Here is a 22,492-nt window from a genome sequence, read left to right as displayed (position 1 = left end):
TAAGGGCCATGAGGACTTGACGTCATCCCCACCTTCCTCCGGCTTATCACCGGCAGTTTCCTTAAAGTGCCCAACTAAATGATGGCAACTAAGGACGAGGGTTGCGCTCGTTGCGGGACTTAACCCAACATCTCACGACACGAGCTGACGACAGCCATGCAGCACCTGTCACTAGGTCCCCGAAGGGAAGGAATCTGTCTCCAGAAACCGTCCTAGGATGTCAAAGGCTGGTAAGGTTCTGCGCGTTGCTTCGAATTAAACCACATGCTCCACCGCTTGTGCAGGCCCCCGTCAATTCCTTTGAGTTTTAATCTTGCGACCGTACTCCCCAGGCGGATAACTTAATGCGTTAGCTGCGCCACCCAAGCTCTATGAGCCCGGACAGCTAGTTATCATCGTTTACGGCGTGGACTACCAGGGTATCTAATCCTGTTTGCTCCCCACGCTTTCGCACCTCAGCGTCAATAACTGTCCAGTGAGTCGCCTTCGCCACTGGTGTTCTTCCGAATATCTACGAATTTCACCTCTACACTCGGAATTCCACTCACCTCTCCAGTATTCTAGCCATCCAGTTTCAAGGGCAGTTCCGGGGTTGAGCCCCGGGATTTCACCCCTGACTTAAAAAGCCGCCTACGCGCGCTTTACGCCCAGTAATTCCGAACAACGCTAGCTCCCTCCGTATTACCGCGGCTGCTGGCACGGAGTTAGCCGGAGCTTATTCTCCAGGTACTGTCATTATCATCCCTGGTAAAAGAGCTTTACAACCCTAAGGCCTTCATCACTCACGCGGCATTGCTGGATCAGGCTTTCGCCCATTGTCCAATATTCCCCACTGCTGCCTCCCGTAGGAGTCTGGGCCGTGTCTCAGTCCCAGTGTGGCTGATCATCCTCTCAGACCAGCTATAGATCGTCGACTTGGTAGGCCATTACCCCACCAACTATCTAATCTAACGCGGGCCCATCTAAAGGCGATAAATCTTTGGTCCGAAGACATTATCCGGTATTAGCTCAAATTTCTCTGAGTTATTCCGAACCTAAAGGCAGGTTCCCACGCGTTACGCACCCGTGCGCCACTAAGCCCGAAGGCTTCGTTCGACTTGCATGTGTTAGGCATGCCGCCAGCGTTCGTTCTGAGCCAGGATCAAACTCTCAAGTTTGTGAAACTAACCAATCAAGCACGGGAAAACCCGCTAGCCTGACTAGCCAGAGTATCAAGGAGCCGATACCTGCACTGTCAAACGTAATGGATACGAATGAACATGCATCATCACGACCAGACTGTGGAGCCTGGAAGGATGTGGCAATCGGCTTGAATAACCGGTGCACGAGCCCTTGAGGTGCTCGGACCGGGCGCCGTCGCCCACATGTCCCTTCATCAAAAACCAACAATGTCAAAGAGCCGCCAGACAGTAAAAGCGGACAGCCATTGTTTCCCCGATTTACACCGGGGGACCGGCTATCCGAATATGTTGGCGACCGATCGCTGCGGGGCCGGTTGGAAACCGTCAGCGCCGCGTCGGTGGAGCCCATCTAGGCGCGGTCTGAGATTCGGTCAACGCCTTTTTGCAATTTTATTTCGTCAGGGCGCACAAATCGCAGAAATCCGGGATTTTTGGCCTCTTCCGACCCCCGAAATGTGGGGTTTTGACCCCGGTTTTCAAGCCGGAATTAACGATCGAAGCCCCTGGCGCGCCGCGATTCAGCGCTGAATCGGTGAATCGCTTGCGGCATTTCTTCACCTTTTTCCCGTAGCGCTCAGGATATGGATGCCGGACACACCCAGCCTGACTCGATTCGAGACGCGGGCCCGCTTGATGGCGGGCATGATTCGGCGTTTGCATCGCGCGTGCGCTCGGCCGTCGTCTGGCGGTGGGGGACGCAGGTAGCGGCGCAGATCATCACCTGGGCGTCGACCTTCCTTGTCGTCCGCCTGCTTGATCCGAGTGATTACGGTCTATTCGCGATGAGCCAGGTCGTCGTGACAGCGCTGGCGTTCCTCAACGGGCAAAGCTTTGCCACTTCGATCGTTCAGACAGGTCACCTCGACGATAGGCGAGTCGGACAGGTTTTCGGGATGCTGCTGCTGGCGAATGTATCGCTTGCCGCGATCCAGTTCCTGTCAGCACCGCTGGCGGCGGCGTATTTCGACGAGCCGATCGTTGCAGACCTTCTGCGGGTGCAGGCCGCCGTATTCCTCGCGATCCCCTTCATCGCTCTGCCTTCCGAATGGCTCGCCCGCGAGTTGCAGTTCCGCAAGCAGGGGCAGGTCAACATGGCCAGTGCGATTGTCGGCGCACTCACCGCCTTGTTGCTGGCTTGGTTCGGTTGGGGAGTCTGGGCGCTTATATATGCAGGGCTATCGATCTTCTACGCACGTGCCATTGGGATGATGATTGCCGCAAGGTTCTGGATACGACCGATATTCGATCCTCGCGGCGCGTGGGACCTGTTCACCTATGGCGGCACGCTGACGCTTTGCCAGCTGTTCTGGATCATCCAGAGCCAAAGCGATGTCGTGATTGCGGGGCGATTGCTCGATACCCACGCTCTTGGGCTCTATACTCAGGCGCTGTTCCTGACGCTGATCGTCACGGCGCGGTTCATTCCGCCGATCAATGAAGTCGCTCTGGCCGCCTATTCGGAGCTGAATCGCGGCGGCAAACCGCTCGGCCCTTACTTCCTCAAGACCGTCCGGCTGGTGATGATGGTGTGCGCACCGATCTATGTGGGTCTGGCGCTGGTGAGCGAGAATGCGATCCTCGTTCTGATGGGCGACAAGTGGACCGAACTGATCCCGATCGTCGCCGGACTTGCGCTCGCGATGCCCGCCTTCGCGCTGCATCTCATATGTTCCCCGGTGACAAACGCGATGGGCCGCCCGCGGGTCTACCTCTTTACGAGTGTTGCGGGCGCCGTGATCTTCCCGTGCGTTTTCCTGTGGGGCGTGCAGGGCGGCGAAATGGGGCTTGTCCATGCTTGGTGGATCGGCGCTCCGCTGCTTTGTGCGGTAACGCTTACGGTCACGCTGCCGCGAATCGCGGTTTCGCCCTTTGCCCTGCTCTCTGCCGTTTCTCCGATTGCGCTGGCCTGCGCCGCGATGGCAACGGTGGTCTTGGCGGCACAGCACCTTGTCATGATCGACAGTCCATTCTTTGAACTCGCATTCCATGCAGCAATAGGCGCAGCGGTTTATGGCGCGACCTTCTGGTTCGGCTATCGCTCTCTGGTCGAGGAGACCTGGGCGTTGGTGCGCAATCGCGAGTCGGCTCCAGCAGCGACGTGACCTTCCGGACTGCTGCGCACCGGGCTTTGGCCAAACCCTCACAATCTGGTATAGTCTAACCGCTGTTTGTGCATCGGCAGAGAGGAGGTGCGCATGATAGGCGCACGACCGAAAAACCCTTTGTGGGCCCCCGTCCTGCTGCTGGCCGGCTTTTTGCCGACTGTCGCCAATGCTGATGCGAGTGCAGCGGCGGTCGAACCGCCGATAGTCCCGCAATCGCCGATGCTCGATGCGGTTGCGCCCAATCTGACCGATCCGGCAACGGAAATCCTTGCGCTGGACCAGGAACGCAACAACCGCTTCACCGTGCCGGTGATGATCGAAGGCGCCGGGCCTTTCAATTTCATGATCGACACCGGCAGTCAGGCCACAGCCGTCACCCACCAGATCAACGAAGGTCTGCAATTGCGTCCCTTCGGCACAGCCACGCTGGTTGGCATGGCCAGCCGCAGACCCGTGGACGTGGTTGAGGTCGATGCGATGAGCTTTGGCCGACACACCGTCTACGACTTGATCTCTCCGGTGCTTGACCGGCAACATGTCGGGGCTGACGGAATTCTCGGGCTAGACAGCCTGCAGGGTTTCCGGGTGCTTATCGATTTTCGCGACGAAACTATCGCGGTGCAGGATGTCTCCGAATCAGGGGATGATCGACGCGGCTTCGAGATCATCGTGCGGGCACGACAGCAACTCGGCCAGTTGCTGATCACCGATGCGATGGTTGAAGGCGTATCGGCAACCGTCATCATTGACACCGGCGCACAGGCCAGCATCGGCAATCTGGCCTTGCGCGAACGCATCAGGGCAAAGCGGGCCGAAGAAGTCACCACGACCGACGTTAACGGGGTCGAGTTGACGGGCGAATTGGCCAATGTCCGATCACTCAAGATCGGCGGTCTGGCGCTGCAGAATATCCCGCTTGCCTTTGCGGACGCCCCGGCGTTCGAATCGCTGGGCCTCAAGGATCGCCCGGTGATCTCGCTCGGAATGCAGCACCTCAAGCTGTTCGACCGGGTGGCGATCGACTTTTCAAATCAACGCATCCTGTTCGACGTGCCGCGCGATGTCGCCCGCGAATTGCGCCGTCAGCGCAATCGGGGTTTCAACGCTCTGACGAAATAAGCCCCGAAAGATCGCCTGACTTGCGGTTGCGCTCGGCTGCGCCCACATGACGCTGGCCATGCCGCCAGATACAGCCTCCTCAGATCGCCCGACCGCACCCGATGCCGAGGGCTGGGCGACGCTGAAGCGGTTCCTTCCCTACCTCTGGCCCCGCGACAATGCCGAACTGCGGGTCCGGATCGTGCTGGCGATGCTGTTTGTGCTGGCGGCAAAGGCTGTCACGCTCGCCCTGCCCTTTGCATATAAAGGTGCGGTCAATGCGATGGAGCGCTCTCCTGTCGCTGCCGAAATATCGGCAGGGGCGCAGGTCGCGATGGCGCTGGTCGCGGCCTATGTGCTGGGCCGCTTCACCTCGCTGCTGTTCGACAATCTGCGCAACGTCGCGTTCGAACGCGTCGGCCAGATGGCGACACTAAGCCTGGCGGAAGATGTCTTTCACCGTCTGCACCGCCTGTCGCTGCGGTTCCACCTTTCACGCCGCACCGGAGAGGTGACCAAGATCATCGAGCGCGGAACCAAGAGCATCGACATGATGCTCTATTTCCTGCTGTTCAACATTGCCCCCACGGCAATCGAGCTGATCGCGGTCGGCGTCATCTTCTACATCAATTTCGGCTGGGAACTTGTCGCCGCGACTGCGCTGACGGTTGTCGCCTATGTCGCGCTTACCCGCTGGATTACGGAATGGCGCACCAAGCTGCGGCGCGAGATGAACGACCTCGACGGGAAGGCGCTGCACCGGGCGGTGGATTCGCTGCTGAATTTCGAGACGGTCAAATATTTCGGCGCCGAACGGCGCGAGGAAGAACGCTACAGTCAGGCCGCGCGCGCCTATGCCAAGGCGGCGGTGAAATCGGAGAATTCGCTCGCGCTGCTGAACGTGGTGCAATCCGGCGTCACCAATGCGCTAATGGCAGGCGCAATGATCTACACCGTATGGGGCTGGAGCCAGGGCAGACTGACGGTGGGCGATCTGGTGTTCGTGAACACCTATCTGATGCAACTCTTCCGCCCGCTTGATCTGCTGGGATGGGTATATCGCACGATCCGGCAGGGTCTGGTCGACATGGCCGAGATGTTCCGACTGATGGACACCGATGTCGAAGTCGAGGACGCACCCGGAGCGCCCGCATTGATCGTGCGCGAACCCTCGATCGTGTTTGACAATGTCATCTTCGGTTACGAGCCGGAACGCACGATCCTCAACGGGCTGAGCTTTGAAGTGCCAGCGGGTAGTACCATCGCGATTGTCGGCCCTTCCGGCGCGGGCAAGAGCACCATCGCAAGGTTGCTGTTCCGCTTCTACGATCCGCAGGGTGGGCGCATCCTGATCGATGGTCAGGATATTGCGAGGGCAAGGCAGGACAGCGTTCGCGCAGCCATAGGCATCGTCCCGCAGGACAGCGTGCTGTTCAACGATACGCTGGCCTACAACATCGCCTATGGTGCAGAAGCCAGCGATGAGGCGACGGTAGAACAGGCCGCGCGTGACGCAGCGCTGATGCCCTTGATCGAGCGCCTACCCGACCGGTTTGAAACCATGGTCGGCGAACGCGGTCTGAAACTTTCGGGCGGCGAAAAGCAGCGGGTCGCCATCGCCCGCACGCTGGTGAAGAATCCGCCGATCCTGCTGCTCGACGAAGCGACCAGCGCGCTCGACACCCGCACCGAACAGGAAATCCTCGCCACGCTCAAGCGGCTGGAAGAAGGGCGCACCACAATCGCGATCGCGCACCGGCTATCGACGATTGCCGACGCAGACCGGGTTCTTGTGCTTGATCAAGGACGCCTTGCCGAAAGCGGGACGCATGCCTCGTTGCTCGCAAGCGGCGGTCTTTACGCCGACATGTGGTCGCAGCAGGCGCAGGAAAACCGCGAGGCCGAAGCGGCGGAGTAACCCCGCCGCTTCGCACGCCTATCATTCGCCGGTGGCACCTTCCGCTGTCTCTACAGCCTTGAGCAGCTCTGCCGATGCAAGATCGAGCCGGTCCGCCGGGATCACCTCGATATTGTCGCGCACCGCCTTCAGGTCGTCGAGGAACTGCGAGGCATCGCCCACGATGACGAGCGTCGCCTTGGCCGGATCGACATAGGTCTGCGCCGCTGCCGTTGCCGCATCGGCATCCACTGCCGCCAGCCGTTCGGCATAACGCGCCGCTTCGTCCGGGGTCAGCCCCTGTTGCAACAGGGTGGATACAATCCCGTTGAAGCCCCCGCTGGTCTCCAGCGAACGGGCATAGCCGCCGCTAAGGAACAGCCGCCGGCGCTCAAGCAGGTCTTCATCGAGCGCCTCCGATCCGAGCCGCCCGAATTCGTTCAGGAATATCTGCGCGACTTCGTCTGCTGTCTCGTTCTTGGTCTGCGCGCTCGCCGTCAGAAGCGACGCGTCGGCCCGGTCGGCAAAACCCGAATAGGCACCGTAGGAAAGCGAACGCTTGGTACGGATTTCCTCGAAGAGGCGTCCGCTCGATCCGCCGCCCAGCACGCTGTTGGCCAATTCGAGCGGGAAGTAATCCTCCGACTGGCGCGATGGCGCGCGCACTGCCGCGACCACCGCAGCCTGACCGGCATCAGGCATATCGATCACAATGGTGCGCACCGGTTGCTCATCACCCGCAGCCTGCGCAGGGACAGGGCCGGGGCTCATGTCGGTTGCCCAATCGCCGAACATCGCCTCTGCGGTGGCAACTGCCTGTTCGGGCGATATTCCGCCGGATACGACAATCTTCATCCGCGACGGGTGGAAGTAACGCTGGCGGTGCAGCAACAGATCGTCACGAGTGATGGCCGACAGGCTTTCGGTCGTTCCGCCGGGCTGCGAACCGTATGGCGCATCGCCATACATCGCCACGCGCGCGACAAAGCTCGACAGCCCGCCGGGTTCACCCATCTGGACACGCAGGCCATCGACGGCACGACCACGCTCGCGCTCGAATTCGTCATCAGGATAGATCGCACCCTTGATGATGCTGGACGCCAGCGCGCCTGCTGCATCGAGATTGGCGACCGGTGCAGTCAGACTGAAGCTGGTGCCATCACTGCCCGCGCCTCCGCCGAAGCTGGCACCCAGACTTTCGAAACGCGCCGCAATCGCTTCGGCATCCATGCCGTTGATGCCCTTGTCAGCCAGCGACGCGGCGAGTTGAGCGATCCCGGCCTTTTCGCGAGGATCGGTCTTGCTGCCGCCGGGTACCAGCATCGAAATCGTTGCGATCGGCACATTCCCCGTCTGCACTGCGACAACGGGGATCCCATTGCTCAGCGTCGCTTCTACGATTTCCGGGGCTGTCACTTCGGGTGCTTCGCCGGGGCCCGGAGGCGCCTGACGCTCGCCTTCGGGTTTGACCTGCCGGATTTCGCCCACCGCCGGGGGCAAAGTCCGATATTCGGGCATCGGGGTCGGGTTGGCATAGCTCGCCGGATCGTCCTCGCCAGAAGTGTAGGTCACTGTGATGCGGGTGCTCGGATCGAGATATTTGGCCGCAACGCGAAGCACGTCGTCAGCGGTGACTTCGCCGATTTCGGCCAGCCGCTTGTCGGCGAAATCGGGATCGCCGCTCGACACAAGCGCCTCGCCCAGTTCGAACGCCCGCCCCCGCGCGGTTTCCCGGCGGCGCAGCGTGCTGGCAATGATCTCGTTCTTGGCCTCTGCCAATTCGGCAGGAGTAACGGGCTCGGTCCGCAGGCGCTCGAGTTCGGCATCAAGCGTTGCGCCCGCCGTTGCCATCTGGTCCGCTCCGCGCACGATGGCGAAGACGTTGATCTGGCCGGCTTCGCGGAACATCGACGCACCGCCGAATGCCTGCACCGCCTGCCCGCTGCGAACCAGCGAATTGTTGAGCCTGCTGTTTTCGCCGCTGTCGAGAATTGCGCTCAGCACTTCGAGCGCGGCGGCATCGGGGTGCGTTGTCGGCGGCCCTTTCCAAACGCCGCCGATCACGGGCAGCGGGACATTGGGAGCGGTGGCGTTGACGGTGCGCGGCCCGGACGGCTGCGGCTCGCTATTCTCCAGCGCAAGATCGACCGGATTGGCACGCGGCGAGATGTCGGCAAAATAGCGATCGACCAGCGCGCGCAATTCTTCCATCTGGAAATTGCCGGCCACGATCAGCGTGGCGGTATCGGGCCCGTAATAGGCTTCGTAAAAGGCGCGGGCATCGTCGAGCGTCGCACTGTCGAGATCCTCGATACTACCGATGCCGGGGCGGCGATGCGGCATGGTGTCATAGGCATTTTCGGGGATCACGAAACGCTGCAACCGGCCATAGGGCGGCGCGAGGACGCGCTGGCGCAGTTCCTCTTTCACCACCCCGCGTTCGGTTTCGAACACTTCATCGTCGACAACGACATTCGCCATCCGCTCACGGTGGGTCCAGAGCATGGTTTCGAGATAGGCCGCCGGGACCTGTTCGTAGTAATTGGTGCGATCGATCCAGTTCGATGCGTTGCGTGTGCCGCCGATATCCGCGGTCAGCCCGTAGATCATGTTGTAGGGCATGTTCTCGGTCTTGCGGCTGAGGATATGTTCGAACAGGTGCGCAAATCCGCTGCGCCCTTCGGGATCAAGCTTTGACCCGATATCGTACCACAGCGAAGTCGTGACGGTGCTGGTGGTGTCGTCCTGGATCGCGATGACGCGCAGCCCGTTTTCCAACGTCCACATGGTGTAGTCGATCTTGGGCGCGGTCAGCGTCGGCGCGTCCGCCTGCGCAGCATCGTTATGCGCGTCGGCAAAGGCAGGCACGGCGGTGGCAATGCTGGCGGCAGCCGCGCTGGCAAGCAGAAGGGTGCGGATCATGATGGTTGGCCCCGTTGACTGGATGTTTGTTGCGACAGGCCCCCTTTAGAGCGCGGGCCAAGGCGCGTTTCAACCGTCAAGCGGCCGGTCAAACTGTGAAATGCAAAGATTTATCGACGCGCGTCGAGGCTCAGCTTTTCGAGCAGCTTCAGCGCTTCCTCGCGCCGGTCCCATGGGACGAACAAGTGATCGTGACGCAAACCGGCAATGACGTTGCAAGCGATCCCCGATGTTGCCAGCGCGGTAGCAACCGCCGCTGTCAGGCCGACCGCTTCGAGATCGGAGTGCACCTGAAGTGTGATCCGGGCGAATTGCGACGCGTCTGCCGGTGCGGCGGGTGCGGGAAGGATGGCGCACAGTCCCTCGTCCTCACGGATCACGGCGAAGGCGGTGTCGGGAATCAAGCCTTTTTCGGAAAGCGCATGAAACGCCCAGATGCGTTCGCACAGCGCAGGCTTCATGCCGATCAGCAAAGCCTTGAGTTCAGTCACACTGCCCGGAGTCATCATTGAATCCCTAGTTTCTGGGCGGGGCATACACTCGGGCGGGCAGCATCAATTGCAAATCAGCGACAAAAAATCGCAAGATCACAAAATGTACTTCGAAAGATCCGTATTGCCTGCCAGATCGCCTAGGCGCTCACGCACATAGGCGGCATCGATTGTGACGGTCTCGCCTTCGTAGTCTTCCGCTTCGAAGCTGATTTCCTCAAGCAGCTTTTCCATCACGGTTTGCAAGCGACGCGCACCGATGTTTTCGACGCTTTCATTGACCCGTGCGGCGATGCTGGCCACCTCCTCGATGGCGTCCTGCGTGATGTCGAGTTCGACCTTCTCCGTGCCCAGCAACGCACGGTATTGTTCCACCAGATTGGCTCTGGTTTCGGACAGGATGCGGACGAAATCGGCCTGCGTCAGCGCGCGCAGTTCCACCCGGATGGGCAGCCGGCCCTGCAATTCGGGGAGCATGTCGGATGGCTTGGCCACATGAAACGCACCGCTGGCGATGAACAGCACGTGGTCGGTCTTCATCGGGCCGTATTTGGTCGAAACCGTGGTACCTTCGATCAGGGGCAGCAAGTCACGCTGAACCCCTTCGCGGCTGACCGATCCGCCGCGCACGTCGCTGACGGCGATCTTGTCGATCTCGTCAAGAAACACGATTCCGTTGGTTTCGGCGTTTTGCAAGGCAACGCGCGCGACATCCTCGTCGTCCAGACGCTTGTCGGCCTCTTCGTCAACCAGCTTGTCCCACGCCTCGGGCACGCGCAGCTTGCGCTTCTTGGTGGGCTTGCGGCCGAAAGCCTTGCCCATCATGTCGCTGAGGTCGATCATCTGCATGTTGCCGCCCATATTGCCCACGTCGAACGGCATGTTCGGGGTTTCGGCAACGTCGATTTCGACTTCGACATCGTTCATCGCGTTCTGGACGATGCGCTCGCGGAAACTCTGGCGCGTGGCTTCGGATGCGCTTTCGCCGACCAGCGCGTTGAGCAGCCGGTCCATTGCAGCTTCGGAAGCGGCCTCGCGCACGTTTTCGCGGCGGCGCTCCTTCTCGAGCCGGATCGCTTCTTCAACCAGATCGCGAGCGATCTGTTCGACATCGCGGCCGACATATCCGACTTCGGTGAACTTGGTTGCCTCGACCTTGACGAAAGGCGCTTCGGCCAGCTTCGCGAGGCGGCGGCTGATCTCCGTCTTGCCGCAGCCCGTCGGCCCGATCATCAGGATGTTCTTGGGCGTGACCTCGTTCTTGAGCTCTGGCCCAAGTTTCTGCCGCCGCCAGCGGTTACGCAAGGCCACGGCCACGGCGCGCTTGGCATCCTTCTGACCAATGATGTGTTCGTCAAGCGCGGCAACGATTGCCTTGGGAGTAAGGTTGTCTGTCATGGTTTCCCTGAGACCGGTCAGACGGTTTCGACCGTCAGATTGCCATTGGTAAAGACGCAGATATCGGCGGCCACCGCCATCGCCTTGCGCGCGATCGCTTCGGCATCGTCCTCGTAATCGGAAAGCGCCCGTGCCGCGGCAAGCGCGTAATTCCCGCCCGAACCGATTGCCGCGATGCCGCCTTCAGGTTCCAGCACGTCGCCATTGCCGGTCAGCACCAGCAGCGTTTCCTTGTCGGCAACGATCATCAACGCTTCGAGATTGCGCAGATACTTGTCGGTGCGCCAGTCCTTGGCCAGTTCGACAGCGGCGCGCATCAGCTGGCCCGAATGCTGCTCCAGCTTGCGTTCCAGCCGTTCGAACAGGGTAAAGGCATCGGCAGTCGCTCCGGCAAATCCGGCGACGACCTTTTCGCCTTCTCCGATACGGCGGACTTTTCGGGCGTTCGGCTTCATCACCGTATTGCCCATGGAAACCTGCCCATCGCCTGCAACAACGGTTTTGTCACCGCGCTTCACACCGATGATGGTGGTGCCGTGCCACTGGACCAGGCCATGGCTGGAATGCGTGTCTGTCATGCCCCGCGATATGGGCCTTGCGCTGCACGGGTCAAGACAAACGGGCTTACGACTTAAGGGCCGCCGGCGCCCGCAGGGCCGACACCGCCGACCTGACCGATGTTTCCGAACAGGTCTTCGAGGAAGCCCCGCTCACGTCCCAGAACCGGGGTCTTGTCTGCATCGGGTCGCAGATAGACGACCTCATCAATGCCGGTGCGATCGACCGAGGCGACATTGCCCTGCCCGTCAAACCGTACCGCAAGCACCGAATGACGCTGGATGCGCGGACGCACGAAGGGGCGGCGACCGGTTTCGCTGGCAATGTAATACCACACCGGCTCGCCATATTGGCTTGAGAAGGTTGGCCGCCCGAGCGTCCCTTCCACCGACTGGCGATTGTCGATCCCCGGCTGGACCGAACGGGTCAGGATCGGATCGTTGATGAATCCGCGCGATTCGCGGATCGACGAACACGCGCCAAGCGCCAGCACCGCAGTACCCAGCAGTGCCGCCCTGACGATCCGGTTTTGCAGGAGGCTGTTGTTTGCCGAAAGGTTCAAACGCATGTGCCAGTCAATTCCCGTCTTGCAATATCTTGCCGCACCAGCGGCGCGGCCTATATCCGATCTGCGCAAGGCCTTAAGGCGAAGCGTCATGCCTTGCAACGTCGCTGAGCGATCCAGCTGGGGTCAGGCTGGTTAATTGCCGCTGAATATCCAAGGCCCGACCGGGATACATCCGCTTGTCCGGCGGTTTCACTGGCATTGGATAAGGGCTTGCCACCGCCCAGCCATTCGCTCCACAATTGCTTGAAAAGAGAACCGCTGATGTCCTTCCTTTCCAAATTGCTCGGCACAGGCCCCGACCCGCGCGAGGCGGTGCGCCCCTTGTGGCACCGGGTGGTGGAGCTCGCGCGTGAGCCGTCGTTCTATAGCGATTGCAATGTTTCCGACACGGTGGGCGGGCGTTTCGACCTGATCACCGCGGTACTGTGCGTGATGATGGTGCGGGTGGAAGCGTCGGAAATGCGCGCCGAAAGCGCCCTGCTAGCGGAACTGTTCGTCGAGGATATGGACGGCCAATTGCGCGAATTCGGCGTCAACGACGTGGTGGTTGGTAAACGCATTGGCAAGCTGATGAGCGTACTCGGCGGAAGGCTGGGCGCCTATCGCAGCGCGCTGGTGGAAGGGGACAGGGAAAAACTGGTCGCCGCAGTCACGCGCAACGTCACCTTTTCCGATGGCGCCGACGAAGCGGTTTCCGCCGGATGCGTCGCCGACAAGCTGATGGCGCTTTCGCAGCGGCTGGCGACGTTCGACGATCAGCAAATCCTGAAAGCGAGCGGCATCTGGTGACCACGCCCCAGCCCACTTCCGAACTTTCGCGCCCGATCAAGGTCAAGGGGCTGCCCGGCGATGCCGTAGTGGTCGAAGCCGATGCGGGCGAACGCGCGGCACTGGCCCGCAGGTTCGGCCTGCCCGGCATTGATTCGCTGCGGGCGGAGATCGACCTTGAACAGCGCGGAAAGGCGATCCGGGCGACCGGGACGCTCAAAGCCGCGATCCGGCAGGCCTGCGCGATCTCGGGCGAGGATTTCCCGGCCAATATCGAAGAGCCGATCGACCTGCGCTTCGTCGAGGAGACGGGGCTGCCCGCTCCGGATGACGAGGAAATCGAAATCGAGCTCGAAGCCGATGATTGCGACGAGATCGAATATTCGGGCGACATGTTCGATCTGGGAGAGGCGGTGGCGCAATCGCTTGGCCTCTCCATCGATCCTTATGCGGAAGGCCCCAACGCCGACGCCGCGCGCAAGGCCGCAGGGATCGTGCAGGAAGGCGAGCAGGAAGGGCCGTTGGCTGCGGCGCTGGCGGCGCTGAAGAAAAGCTGACGCTGAAAGCCTGAGTTTTCTGGGTGCGGGACTTGATCCCTGCCCCTACGAACGGCAAGCTGAAGATCGTCGCAGAAAATCCAAAGGTTTGCTTTATGATCTCGCTCAGCCCGGTTCGCATCGTGGCTCTTGCCGCTGTCTTTGCCAGTGCATCGGCTCCCGCCATCGCGCGCGAACCCGTCACTCTGGAGCGCAGTTCGCAGTGGAATGTCGATTTTGCTCGGGACAAGTGCAGGCTTGCCGCCATGTTCGGCGGCACGGATAACCAGCACCTGCTGTTCTTCGAGCAGCATTATCCCAACGCACGGGCGGGGCTGACGGTCGCCGGGCCTGCGCTCAAGCACTTCCGGAGCCGGAGCCGAACCGATCTGTCATTCTACGAAGGGCAGGAAAGCATGCGGACCGAACCATTCACCGGCGAAGTGGAAACTGTCGGCAATGCGGTGATCTATTCGAATGTCCACGTTGAACACGGCACCGACAGTTTTGAGTCCGAACAGGACGGCTTGCCGCAGCTTGATATCGGTTTGGCCGAACGGATCGAGTTTGTCTCGGTCAGCCAGCGCGGCAACGAAGTCCGATTTGCCACAGGGTCGCTGGGAGAGGCGTTCAAGGTGCTCAACACTTGTACGCAAGACATGGTGCGCTTTTGGGGGCTGGATGTGGATCAGCATCTCGGCGCATCGCGCATGCCGGAATGGTTGAACGAAAACGCCGTGGCGCGGCGCATCGCCAGCGAATATCCCCGCAGCGCACTGATGCGGGGAGAGCAGGCGATCCTTCGAATGCGGGTGATCGTTGGGACCGACGGCAAGGTCGAGCGGTGCGAGATCAACGGAGCCACCACGACAGAGAAGCTGGAATCACCCGCCTGCGCTGAAATGGAAGACGCCGAATTCTCCCCCGCGCTCGATGCGAACGGTCAGCCGTTCCGCTCCTTCTACGCCACGTCAATCATCTATCAGATCAGGCAATGATCGCGACCATTTGAAGCAGACGGCGACGGTCCTCGGATCAAAACGGGATATCGTCGTCCAGATCGTCGTAGCCGCCGCCCGAGCTGCCGCTGCCGCCACCCTGGTTCCAGCCACCGCCCGAACCGCCGCCAGCGCCACCGGCACCACCGCCGCCGCCGTAGCCGCCACCCGAACGGCCACCGCCGCCACCCATGCCGCCACCGCCGCCTCCGGCGCTGTCGAGCATGGTCATCACCGAGTTAGGGCCGCGCAGGACGACTTCGGTCGAATACCGGTCATTGCCGTTCTGGTCCTGCCATTTGCGGGTTTGCAACTGGCCTTCGATATAGACCTTGCTGCCTTTCTTCAGATAGCGTTCGGCGACGCCTGCCAGACCTTCGTTGAAGATCGCGACGGTGTGCCATTCGGTGCGTTCCTGCCGCTCACCCGAGTTGCGATCTTTCCACGTCTCGGTCGTGGCGACGCGCAGGTTGCAGACCTTGCCGCCGTTCTGAAACGTGCGCACTTCGGGGTCCGCCCCGAGATTGCCGATCAGCATGACCTTGTTGAGCGAACCCGCCATCGAAATATCCTTCCCGTCAGTATGCGATTCTTGGAAGGTTCATAGGACAGCAACGGCTAGGACGCGACCCGCCCCGACCGTTTTCCACCCCCGAAATGGTGGTAACTACCTACTCGGATAGCGCAATCGGCCCAGAAACCGCGTCAGGCTGGGCAGTTCGACATCACGCCTGGTCAGCTTGTGCTTGAAGGTTTCGAACCGCATCACCCCGTCAATCCGGCGATCGAGGAACTCATAGGTCTTCGCCTTGCCCTCGCTGTCGTCGTTGACGAAGTAAGCCAGCGTCGCCGAGTAAATCCCGGCGAGGATCGCGCGCTTGGTATAGTGGTTGTAATCGGTCGCGGTGTCGCCTGCGAGCCGCCACATGATGTCGGCCGAACGCCAGCCCAGTTGCAGTGCGCGCGGCGCATTCTGCGGCATGGCCATGATCGCCATCGCACGGCGCACAGCCTCGTCAATATGCTCGACCGCTTCCAGCCGGAAGGCAACAAGCGCGCGAATGCGCTCGCGAATCTTCATTTCGGCAAGGCGATCCTGCGGCCATTCAGCCTCCATCGCCTGATCGACCGAGGTGATCCACGCCTCGATCATGTCCATCGCCTGACCGGTTCCCGGCTTCTTGGGGAAGGCAAGCCTCGCGATATCGACATCAGCACCCGCCATTTCGGCAGCGGCGACCAGCGCGGTTTCGTTCCAGCCGTCGAAAATGGCGGAAGCGGCGATATCCGGAGCCAGCTCCACGCGCAGCTCGTCCAGCGTCATGTCGGCGAAATCGGGTGTTTCGGTGTTCATGTCAGAAAGACGGTCCATACTGCTGCGGGGTTCCCCGATCCTTGCGTTCGGCATCGGCAGCTTCGAATTCGCGCTTCATCAGCGTGTTGCCGTTCATCAGCTCCATGTAGACGCGCGCCGAGCGGCCCGAATTGTCGTTGCGATCAGGGTCCGCGCCTTGCGCCAGCAGGCGGCGGATCAGTTCGACATTGCGTTGGTGCACCGCAGAAATCAGCGGGGTTTCGCCCTGGCTGTCAGCAACGCTGACGTCCGCACCCTTCTTGATCAACTCCTCCGCCCCTTCGACAAAACCGAGGCGCGTCGCCAGTTGCAGCGGAGTGATGCCCTGATTGTTGCGGATGTTGGGATTGGCCCCGCGTTGCAGCAGGAACTTCACCCAGGTCGTATCCCGGCGGGCGGTGACGACATGCAATCCGGTGTCGCCGGTGGTGATATCGCGGGTGTTGATCACCTGCGAGCCCGGCTCGTTCAGCATTTCGGTGACGGTATCGCCATCGCGTTCCTTCACCGCTTCAAGGAATTCATACCCTTGCGAATAAAGTTGCGCTGCGGCAGGCGAGAGCGCGCTTACGGCAAGCAGGCTTGCGAGCATTGCACCGGCGATGCTCTTGGCCTTTGCCGATTTGGACCCTAACTTGCGCAAAACAGCCATCTGCACGGTTTGAACCTTTCGCATTTCCTGCCAAAATTTTTCTGAGTGCCCCAGATGGGGTTTTCTCGCTGCGAGGCAATTAGCAGACCATGAACATTCTTTCCAAGTTTTCCCGCGCCATCGCCTTTTCTGCGGGGCTTGGCGCTGCCCTTGCGCTGTCGGCATGCGGCGAATTGCCTGCCAGTGAGGAAGCCTACGGCCCGTCGGCTGACGGGGTTGACCTTCGCGGATCGACCATCGGCGGCGAGTTCGAGCTGACTTCGAACAAGGGTGAGAAGGTGAAATGGTCGGATTTCGACGGCCAGTATCGCCTGATCTATTTCGGCTTCACATCCTGCCCGGACATCTGCCCCACCGATGTGCAGCGGTTCACCATGGGCCTGTCCCGGTTTGAGGAAGCCCATCCCGACCTTGCCGGAAAAGTGCAGCCGATTTTCGTCTCGATCGATCCCGCGCGCGACACCATCGAAGCGCTCGACCAGTTCGTGAACGCGTTTCACCCCCGCCTGATCGGGCTGACCGGATCGGAAGAGGAGATTGCGGCGGTTGTCGCTGCTTTCGGCGGCTCTGCCACCAAGCTGCCGCCTGACGAAACCGGCTGGTACAACATGCAGCACACCACGCTCACATACCTGTTCGCGCCGGACGGTTCGCCGCTTGGGATTATTCCGACGGACAAGCAGGCCGAAGGCGTCGCGGCCGAGTTGGAACGATGGGTACGCTGAGGCCCGCATTCTGGGAGCTCCCGCTGGCGGAGCTGACCCGCCCCGAATGGGAGGCGCTGTGCGATGGCTGCGGGCGCTGCTGCCTGCACAAGATCGAGGACGCTGATACCGGCGAGATCGCGGACACCAATGTCGCATGCAAGCTGCTCGATTGCAGCACCGCGCAATGCAGCGATTATCGCAACCGCAAGGCCTTCGTGCCCGATTGCCTGCGCCTGACGCTCGCGATCATCGACGATGTGCCGTGGCTGCCCACCACTTGCGCCTATCGGCTTCGGGCCGAAGGGCGGCCGCTGCATCACTGGCATTACCTCATCAGCGGAGATCGCGAAGACGTGGTGCGCGCAGGGGTTTCGGTAGCCGGGCGGGTAATCAGCGAAACCGACGCCGGGCCGCTTGAACACCATATCGTCGAATGGAGCCCACCGCGCCGCGCGGCAAAGGCGGGCTTCCGGATCGAGGATGCAGCCGAATGATCGACTGGCTCAAGCGTTCGACGATGGAGCCGCAGATCGACCTCAACGGGGTGACGCTGCCGATTGCCTTGCGCCGCCACCACAGCGCGCGGCGGCTGACCTTGCGCATGGCGCCCGATGGCAGTGAGGTGCGCATCACTCTGCCGGCATGGGCGCGCGCGCAGGAAGCCATCGCCTTTGCCCATGCCCGCCGCGAATGGCTCGAAGCGCAGCATGGCAAGGTTCCCCGGCGCGAAGCGCCCCGTCCGGGTGGCGACATCCTCTATCGCGGGAACAAGCTGCAGATTGCATGGGAGCAGAAGGCCCCGCGCCGTCCGCAGATCACCGCCGATGTCGTGCGCCTTGGCGGCCCCGCAAACGGGATTGCGACACGGCTGCAACGCTGGCTGGAGAAGGAGGCGCTGGCTCTGTTTGAAGCCGACATGCACGATTACACCGCCGCCGCCGCGCTTGATCGGGTGCCGGTCGCGCTGTCGCGGGCGCAGCGGCGCTGGGGCAGTTGTTCGGACAAGTCGCGCATACGGCTCAACTGGCGGCTGGTGCAGGCTCCGGATTTCGTGCGGCGTTCAGTGGTCGCGCATGAAGTGACCCATCTTGTCCATTTCGATCACAGCCCGGCCTTCCACGCATTGCTGGAAGAGATTTACGACGACAACATCCGCAAGGCAGACCGCTGGCTGAAGGATAATGGCCGGTCGCTCTACACCAGCTTCGGGTAGTGCGTGGCGCCTCGGCCAAACACGTAGCCTTTCGTTAACCCTGTTCGGTTAATTTCCACCCCATGTTTAGGGCGCTCGCCTTTGCGTTGGCCGCCTTTGGCCTTGTTCTGACCGGCCTTGCCGGAGCGGGAGCGCCGCTGCGCGCGCAAGGCAATTGTCCCAATTGCGACCTCCCGCCCGGTTGCCGCGGCAATGGCAATCAGAACGGCAATGGCAACGGCAACAAGAACCGAAACTGCCAGCGGTTGACCATCACGATCGAAAGCGATGTCGATTTCGGGCGGCTCGTGCTGCTGGGAAGTGGCGCCGGGCAGGTCGTGCTCGATCTTGATACCGGACAGAAATATCCAACCGGCGACATTGACGATCTCGGCGGAATGCCAGTCACGGGACGGGCAACGATCACCGGTGCGCCATTCGAACAGATTGTCGTCGCCCTCCCCGGAGAAATCGCCATGCGCGATCCGTCCGGTGGCAATGCGACGCTCCGAGATTTCGTCACCGACCTCGAAGGGTTTCCCACGCTCGACGCCGACGGCCAGATCCAGTTCCGCTTCTCTGGCACGCTGGTGATCGACGCCGAAACAAAGGCGAGCGGGAATTTGCGCGGTCGCATTCCGATCAGCGTCGAATACCCCTGAACCAACAAGCGACTCGCCTCATGCTGCGGGCGCCCCTATATTGCAGTGATGCTTTCCAAATCGCGCTTCAATCCCAAGCCGGGCATACTTGATTTCTGGGCAGAGTTCCGGAAGCCAAACCCCTATCGCTGGCCCATCCTGCTGGCCTCGATGGCACCGTTTGCGTTGATCCTGTACTGGTTGGCGGGGGAAACATCCTACAAGGCGCCCGAACGCCCGCGGATCACTTACATCACCACTTTCGATCCCGATCGCAGCGATGAGGAAATCGTCGCCTCAAACATCGAAAATCAGGAAGTGAAGGAGTTGCGCGAGGCAGCGGAGGCCGACCTCGCCCAGCGCAAGCGCGAACTCTACAAGGCCTTGGGCGCCGCCGCAGGCATGGACGTGGACGAGATCGAACGGCGGGCGAACGAACGCCGCGCTGCCGAAGAAGCGGCGGAGCAGGCGCGACGTGACGCGATGTTCGGGCGTACAGGCGAAAATGTCGGGAGCGAGACGCCCCCGCAGGAAAGCACCGGGTCATAGCCGCTTCAGCTCCCACCGATGCCGAATGGATGGCCGCTGCCGCGCGCCTTGCCGCGCGTGCACGCCCGATCAGTCGACCCAATCCGGGCGTCGGCGCATTGCTGGCAAAGGATGGCTGCGTCCTTGCTCGCGGCTGGACCAATGCAGGCGGACGGCCCCACGCCGAAGCGGTCGCTCTGGCCGGGCTTGCCCCTGGAGCGGCACGCGGTGCGACGCTCTATGTCACGCTGGAGCCATGCGCGCATGAATCCACGCGCGGCCCGGCTTGCACCGATGTTGTCATCGCGGCGCGCCCTTCCCGCGTGGTGATCGGCCAGAGCGATCCCGATCCGCGTACCGCCGGGCAAGGCGCAAGGCGGATCGAACGGGCCGGGATCGCTGTCGAGATCCTCAATGATGCGGCATCGCGCCGCAGCCTTTCCGGCTATCTCACCCGCGCCGCAATGGGCCGCCCGCGCGTCACGCTGAAGCTGGCGATGAGCCTTGATGGCTGCATCGCGATGGCGGACGGAACGAGCCAGTGGATCACCGGAAAGACTGCCCGCGCCCATGTTCATGCCCAGCGCGCACGGCATGACGCGATCCTTGTCGGCGGGGCAACATGGCGGGCGGATCGTCCCCGGCTCGATGTTCGCCTGCCCGGCCTCGAAGCGCGGAGTCCCGACAAGGTGCTGCTGTCACGCGGTGTCGCGCCCGACGGTTTCCGCGTCATCAATCGTCCCGATCAGATCGCGGCGCTCGATGGCGTCCAGTATCTCTACGTCGAAGGCGGAGCGGGCGCTGCCGCCAGCTTCCTGATGGCGGACCTTGTCGACGAACTGCACATCTACCGTGCGCCGATCCTGATCGGGGACGGGCTGCGCGCGGTTGGCGGCATAGGACTTGACGATCTTTCACAGTCTCACGGCCGCTGGGAAATGGCGGAGACCCGCCAGCTTGGCAGCGACAGTTTCAGCGCCTATCTGCGAACCCGTTAACAGGAGCAGCCATGTTCACCGGCATCGTCACCGCCATAGGCACCATCACCAAGGCAGAGCAGCGCGGGGATTTGCGCCTGCGCATTGCCGCCCCGCTTGATCCGGCACGGATCGACATTGGCGCCTCGATCGCCTGTTCAGGCGTCTGCCTGACAGTGGTGGAGCGCGGCGGTTCGGCGGGCGATGCGTGGTTCGATGTCGATGTATCCGGTGAAACCGTCAGCCGCACGCGCAAGGGCATGTGGGCCGAAGGCGCGCGCATCAATATCGAGCCGAGCCTGCGCGTCGGGGATGAACTGGGCGGCCACATCGTCACCGGCCATGTCGATTCCGTCGGTGCGGTGGTGAAGTCATCCCAGGTCGGGGACAGCTGGCGCATCGCGATCCGCACCCGTGCGGACATGGCGCCGTTCATCGCCGAAAAAGGCTCGATCACCGTCGATGGCGTGTCGCTGACCGTCAACGATGTGCGCGACCGGCCTGACAAGACATGCGACTTCATGCTCAACATCATTCCGCACACTGCGCAGGTGACAACGCTGGGCGATCTCAGCGAAGGCGACGAGGTCAATCTCGAGATCGACGTGCTCGCGCGCTATCTCAAGCGGATGCAGGGGCTCGCGGCCTCGAACTGATCGCGCCCATGAAAAAGGGCGAGCCTGACGGCCCGCCCCCTTGTTTAAGCCTGTCGCTACGGATCAGAAACCGTCGACGCTTTTCGACACCAGCACGTTCACCGCGACCCGGCGGTTTTGCGCCTTGCCGTATTCGGTCATGTTGTCCGCCGCCGGGTCGGCCGATGCCATGCCCGTCGGGGTCAGCATACGGTAAGGCGCCCAGCCGCATTGCTGTTGCAGGTAATTGACCACGCTTGCGGCGCGCTGTTCGCTCAGGCGCTGGTTCACTTCCTGGCTACCGGTGGAATCGGTGTAGCCGACCACCAGCAAAAGGGCGTTGTCCATCTGCTCGGCTTGCGCAGCCGCAGCGCACAATTCGTTGCGGGCGCGCGGCGACAAATTGTATTTGCCGGTGTCGAAATAGACGTTGGTCGTCGCTTTGACGTTGTACTTGTCGATATCGCCGAACCGGCCGCGAAGGGCCTCCGTCGCGGCGGAGTTTTCCTCGATCGCGGCTTCGTTGCGGGCGAAACGGCCCGCGGTGCCGCTGCGGATCATTTCTGCGGTTTCCAAGTCGCTGGCGGAAAAGCGCACCCGCGCCGCGATCAGCCCGCGATCCCATTCGCGCGTTTCCACTTCAACCGGCAGGCCATTCAAGAGCGAGGCAATGCCAAGCGTTTCGCGGCCAAGCCCAAGGAATCCGCCCTTTGCGCGAATGCTGGTTTCGTCGGTCAGCGTGACCATCACGCTCGATCCGTCGGCCATCGTCACCTGCACGCGGTTGCCGACCCGGTCGGAAATGAAGCCTTCGATGTCCGGCCCCTGCGCCAGCGTGTCGAGCGCGGGCGGCTGCGGGGCGTAAACGGTGGTGAGAACGTCGGCCTGTTCAGGCGAAATCTGCTGTGCCAGCAGCGGTGCGGCCGGAATGGCGGCGACAAGGCCGGCCACGCCCAGTGCTGCCGCCCATGCGTTTGATTGGGTTGTCATTATTATGCTCCTTGCGACCTTTTGACCCTGCTCCCCGGTCGCTTTCGCCGGGAATGTGGCAGAGCCTTAGCGAACCCCCTTTGATCCCCGATTAACGCGCACACAGGCCCAAATTCAGACTTCCACGCGCGCTTCACCGGACCCCGAAAGACCTGCTGCGACCGGGGGCAACAGGCAATAGGGGTGCATGGCGCGCAGGGATGGCCGGTTGCGCGGACACGGTGAAGCGAGTCGCGCTGACGCAAAAAGGGGCGCGAGAACAGCCTCCCGCGCCCCGATTTTGTCGTTTTCAGCTG

General features: G+C 61.7%; 22 protein-coding genes and 1 rRNA gene (1 of these 23 running past the window's edge). 13 read left to right on the top strand and 10 right to left on the bottom strand.

Annotated elements, in window-relative coordinates:
• Nucleotides 1–1,157 (bottom strand): 16S ribosomal RNA (locus AABA34_RS05075); it reaches 328 nt to the left of the window's first position.
• A 689-nt stretch (nt 1,158–1,846) separates the two neighbouring features.
• On the opposite strand from AABA34_RS05075, the gene AABA34_RS05070 reads away from it, so the two are divergent.
• From AABA34_RS05070 to AABA34_RS05060, 3 genes are all read left to right on the top strand, one after another.
• Nucleotides 1,847–3,283: a lipopolysaccharide biosynthesis protein gene (locus AABA34_RS05070; RefSeq protein ID WP_338304171.1), complete on the top strand. Its 1,437-nt coding sequence runs from the start codon at nt 1,847–1,849 to the stop codon at nt 3,281–3,283.
• A 93-nt stretch (nt 3,284–3,376) separates the two neighbouring features.
• The gene (locus AABA34_RS05065) at nt 3,377–4,405 is read left to right on the top strand and encodes an aspartyl protease family protein (protein ID WP_338304170.1); all 1,029 of its coding nucleotides are present in this window, start codon (nt 3,377–3,379) and stop codon (nt 4,403–4,405) included.
• 58 nt (nt 4,406–4,463) lie between these two features.
• Nucleotides 4,464–6,302 (top strand): ABCB family ABC transporter ATP-binding protein/permease, encoded by a 1,839-nt coding sequence (locus AABA34_RS05060; protein WP_338304169.1) that lies wholly within the window; start codon nt 4,464–4,466, stop codon nt 6,300–6,302.
• 21 nt (nt 6,303–6,323) lie between these two features.
• Here the strand turns inward: AABA34_RS05060 and AABA34_RS05055 are convergent, their stop codons facing one another.
• From AABA34_RS05055 to AABA34_RS05035, 5 genes are all read right to left on the bottom strand, one after another.
• Complete coding sequence (locus tag AABA34_RS05055) at nt 6,324–9,203, bottom strand: M16 family metallopeptidase (RefSeq protein ID WP_338304168.1); 2,880 nt, start codon at nt 9,201–9,203, stop codon at nt 6,324–6,326.
• A gap of 110 nt (nt 9,204–9,313) precedes the next feature.
• The gene (locus AABA34_RS05050) at nt 9,314–9,712 is read right to left on the bottom strand and encodes an ACT domain-containing protein (RefSeq protein WP_338304167.1); all 399 of its coding nucleotides are present in this window, start codon (nt 9,710–9,712) and stop codon (nt 9,314–9,316) included.
• 78 nt (nt 9,713–9,790) lie between these two features.
• Complete coding sequence (gene hslU / locus AABA34_RS05045; RefSeq protein ID WP_338304166.1) at nt 9,791–11,092, bottom strand: ATP-dependent protease ATPase subunit HslU; 1,302 nt, start codon at nt 11,090–11,092, stop codon at nt 9,791–9,793.
• A 17-nt stretch (nt 11,093–11,109) separates the two neighbouring features.
• Nucleotides 11,110–11,670, bottom strand: a complete 561-nt coding sequence (hslV, locus tag AABA34_RS05040) for an ATP-dependent protease subunit HslV (protein WP_338304165.1) — start codon at nt 11,668–11,670, stop codon at nt 11,110–11,112.
• A gap of 53 nt (nt 11,671–11,723) precedes the next feature.
• Nucleotides 11,724–12,218 (bottom strand): outer membrane protein assembly factor BamE, encoded by a 495-nt coding sequence (locus AABA34_RS05035; RefSeq protein WP_338304164.1) that lies wholly within the window; start codon nt 12,216–12,218, stop codon nt 11,724–11,726.
• A gap of 261 nt (nt 12,219–12,479) precedes the next feature.
• On the opposite strand from AABA34_RS05035, the gene AABA34_RS05030 reads away from it, so the two are divergent.
• From AABA34_RS05030 to AABA34_RS05020, 3 genes are all read left to right on the top strand, one after another.
• Nucleotides 12,480–13,007 (top strand): ubiquinol-cytochrome C chaperone family protein, encoded by a 528-nt coding sequence (locus tag AABA34_RS05030; protein ID WP_338304163.1) that lies wholly within the window; start codon nt 12,480–12,482, stop codon nt 13,005–13,007.
• A complete protein-coding gene (locus AABA34_RS05025; RefSeq protein WP_338304162.1) occupies nt 13,004–13,543 on the top strand; it encodes a YceD family protein in 540 nt (179 codons plus the stop codon). Before AABA34_RS05030 ends, AABA34_RS05025 begins: the two co-directional genes overlap by 4 nt.
• 95 nt (nt 13,544–13,638) lie before the next feature.
• Nucleotides 13,639–14,520 carry an energy transducer TonB gene (locus AABA34_RS05020; protein ID WP_338304161.1) on the top strand — a complete coding sequence of 294 codons (882 nt, stop codon included), beginning with the start codon at nt 13,639–13,641 and terminating at the stop codon, nt 14,518–14,520.
• A gap of 37 nt (nt 14,521–14,557) precedes the next feature.
• Here AABA34_RS05020 and ssb read toward each other — a convergent pair whose 3' ends face one another.
• The 3 genes from ssb to AABA34_RS05005 all read right to left on the bottom strand — a co-directional run bounded on the left by ssb (nt 14,558) and on the right by AABA34_RS05005 (nt 16,526).
• Complete coding sequence (ssb, locus tag AABA34_RS05015) at nt 14,558–15,082, bottom strand: single-stranded DNA-binding protein (RefSeq protein ID WP_034951960.1); 525 nt, start codon at nt 15,080–15,082, stop codon at nt 14,558–14,560.
• Nucleotides 15,083–15,187: 105 nt separating this feature from the next.
• Nucleotides 15,188–15,874 (bottom strand): COQ9 family protein, encoded by a 687-nt coding sequence (locus tag AABA34_RS05010; protein ID WP_338304160.1) that lies wholly within the window; start codon nt 15,872–15,874, stop codon nt 15,188–15,190.
• Between the two features lies 1 nt (nt 15,875).
• Nucleotides 15,876–16,526 carry an ankyrin repeat domain-containing protein gene (locus AABA34_RS05005; protein ID WP_338304159.1) on the bottom strand — a complete coding sequence of 217 codons (651 nt, stop codon included), beginning with the start codon at nt 16,524–16,526 and terminating at the stop codon, nt 15,876–15,878.
• Nucleotides 16,527–16,615: 89 nt separating this feature from the next.
• Here AABA34_RS05005 and AABA34_RS05000 point away from each other — a divergent pair, with 89 nt between their 5' ends.
• From AABA34_RS05000 to AABA34_RS04970, 7 genes are all read left to right on the top strand, one after another.
• Nucleotides 16,616–17,251: an SCO family protein gene (locus tag AABA34_RS05000; RefSeq protein ID WP_338304158.1), complete on the top strand. Its 636-nt coding sequence runs from the start codon at nt 16,616–16,618 to the stop codon at nt 17,249–17,251.
• A complete protein-coding gene (locus AABA34_RS04995) occupies nt 17,239–17,727 on the top strand; it encodes a YcgN family cysteine cluster protein (protein WP_051699496.1) in 489 nt (162 codons plus the stop codon). Before AABA34_RS05000 ends, AABA34_RS04995 begins: the two co-directional genes overlap by 13 nt.
• A complete protein-coding gene (locus tag AABA34_RS04990) occupies nt 17,724–18,446 on the top strand; it encodes a M48 family metallopeptidase (RefSeq protein WP_338304157.1) in 723 nt (240 codons plus the stop codon). The genes AABA34_RS04995 and AABA34_RS04990 overlap by 4 nt, the downstream gene beginning before the upstream one ends.
• 62 nt (nt 18,447–18,508) lie before the next feature.
• Complete coding sequence (locus AABA34_RS04985; protein ID WP_338304156.1) at nt 18,509–19,087, top strand: DUF4402 domain-containing protein; 579 nt, start codon at nt 18,509–18,511, stop codon at nt 19,085–19,087.
• Nucleotides 19,088–19,135: 48 nt separating this feature from the next.
• The gene (locus AABA34_RS04980; protein WP_034951948.1) at nt 19,136–19,615 is read left to right on the top strand and encodes a hypothetical protein; all 480 of its coding nucleotides are present in this window, start codon (nt 19,136–19,138) and stop codon (nt 19,613–19,615) included.
• 29 nt (nt 19,616–19,644) lie between these two features.
• Nucleotides 19,645–20,592, top strand: coding sequence for a bifunctional diaminohydroxyphosphoribosylaminopyrimidine deaminase/5-amino-6-(5-phosphoribosylamino)uracil reductase RibD (gene ribD / locus AABA34_RS04975; protein WP_338304155.1), 948 nt, complete (start codon nt 19,645–19,647; stop codon nt 20,590–20,592).
• Between the two features lie 11 nt (nt 20,593–20,603).
• On the top strand, nt 20,604–21,227 hold the full coding sequence (locus tag AABA34_RS04970; protein WP_034951942.1) for a riboflavin synthase: 624 nt from the start codon (nt 20,604–20,606) through the stop codon (nt 21,225–21,227).
• A 63-nt stretch (nt 21,228–21,290) separates the two neighbouring features.
• On the opposite strand, the gene AABA34_RS04965 is transcribed toward AABA34_RS04970, so the two are convergent.
• Nucleotides 21,291–22,196 carry an OmpA family protein gene (locus AABA34_RS04965; RefSeq protein ID WP_338304154.1) on the bottom strand — a complete coding sequence of 302 codons (906 nt, stop codon included), beginning with the start codon at nt 22,194–22,196 and terminating at the stop codon, nt 21,291–21,293.
• Between the last annotated feature and the right edge of the window lie 296 nt (nt 22,197–22,492).

This window comes from Erythrobacter sp. Dej080120_24, assembly GCF_036322605.1.
In the GTDB taxonomy this organism is placed as follows: Bacteria; Pseudomonadota; Alphaproteobacteria; order Sphingomonadales; family Sphingomonadaceae; genus Erythrobacter; species Erythrobacter aurantius.
Note: the sequence above shows the minus strand (reverse complement) of the source record. Positions and strands in the feature narration are given on the sequence as shown.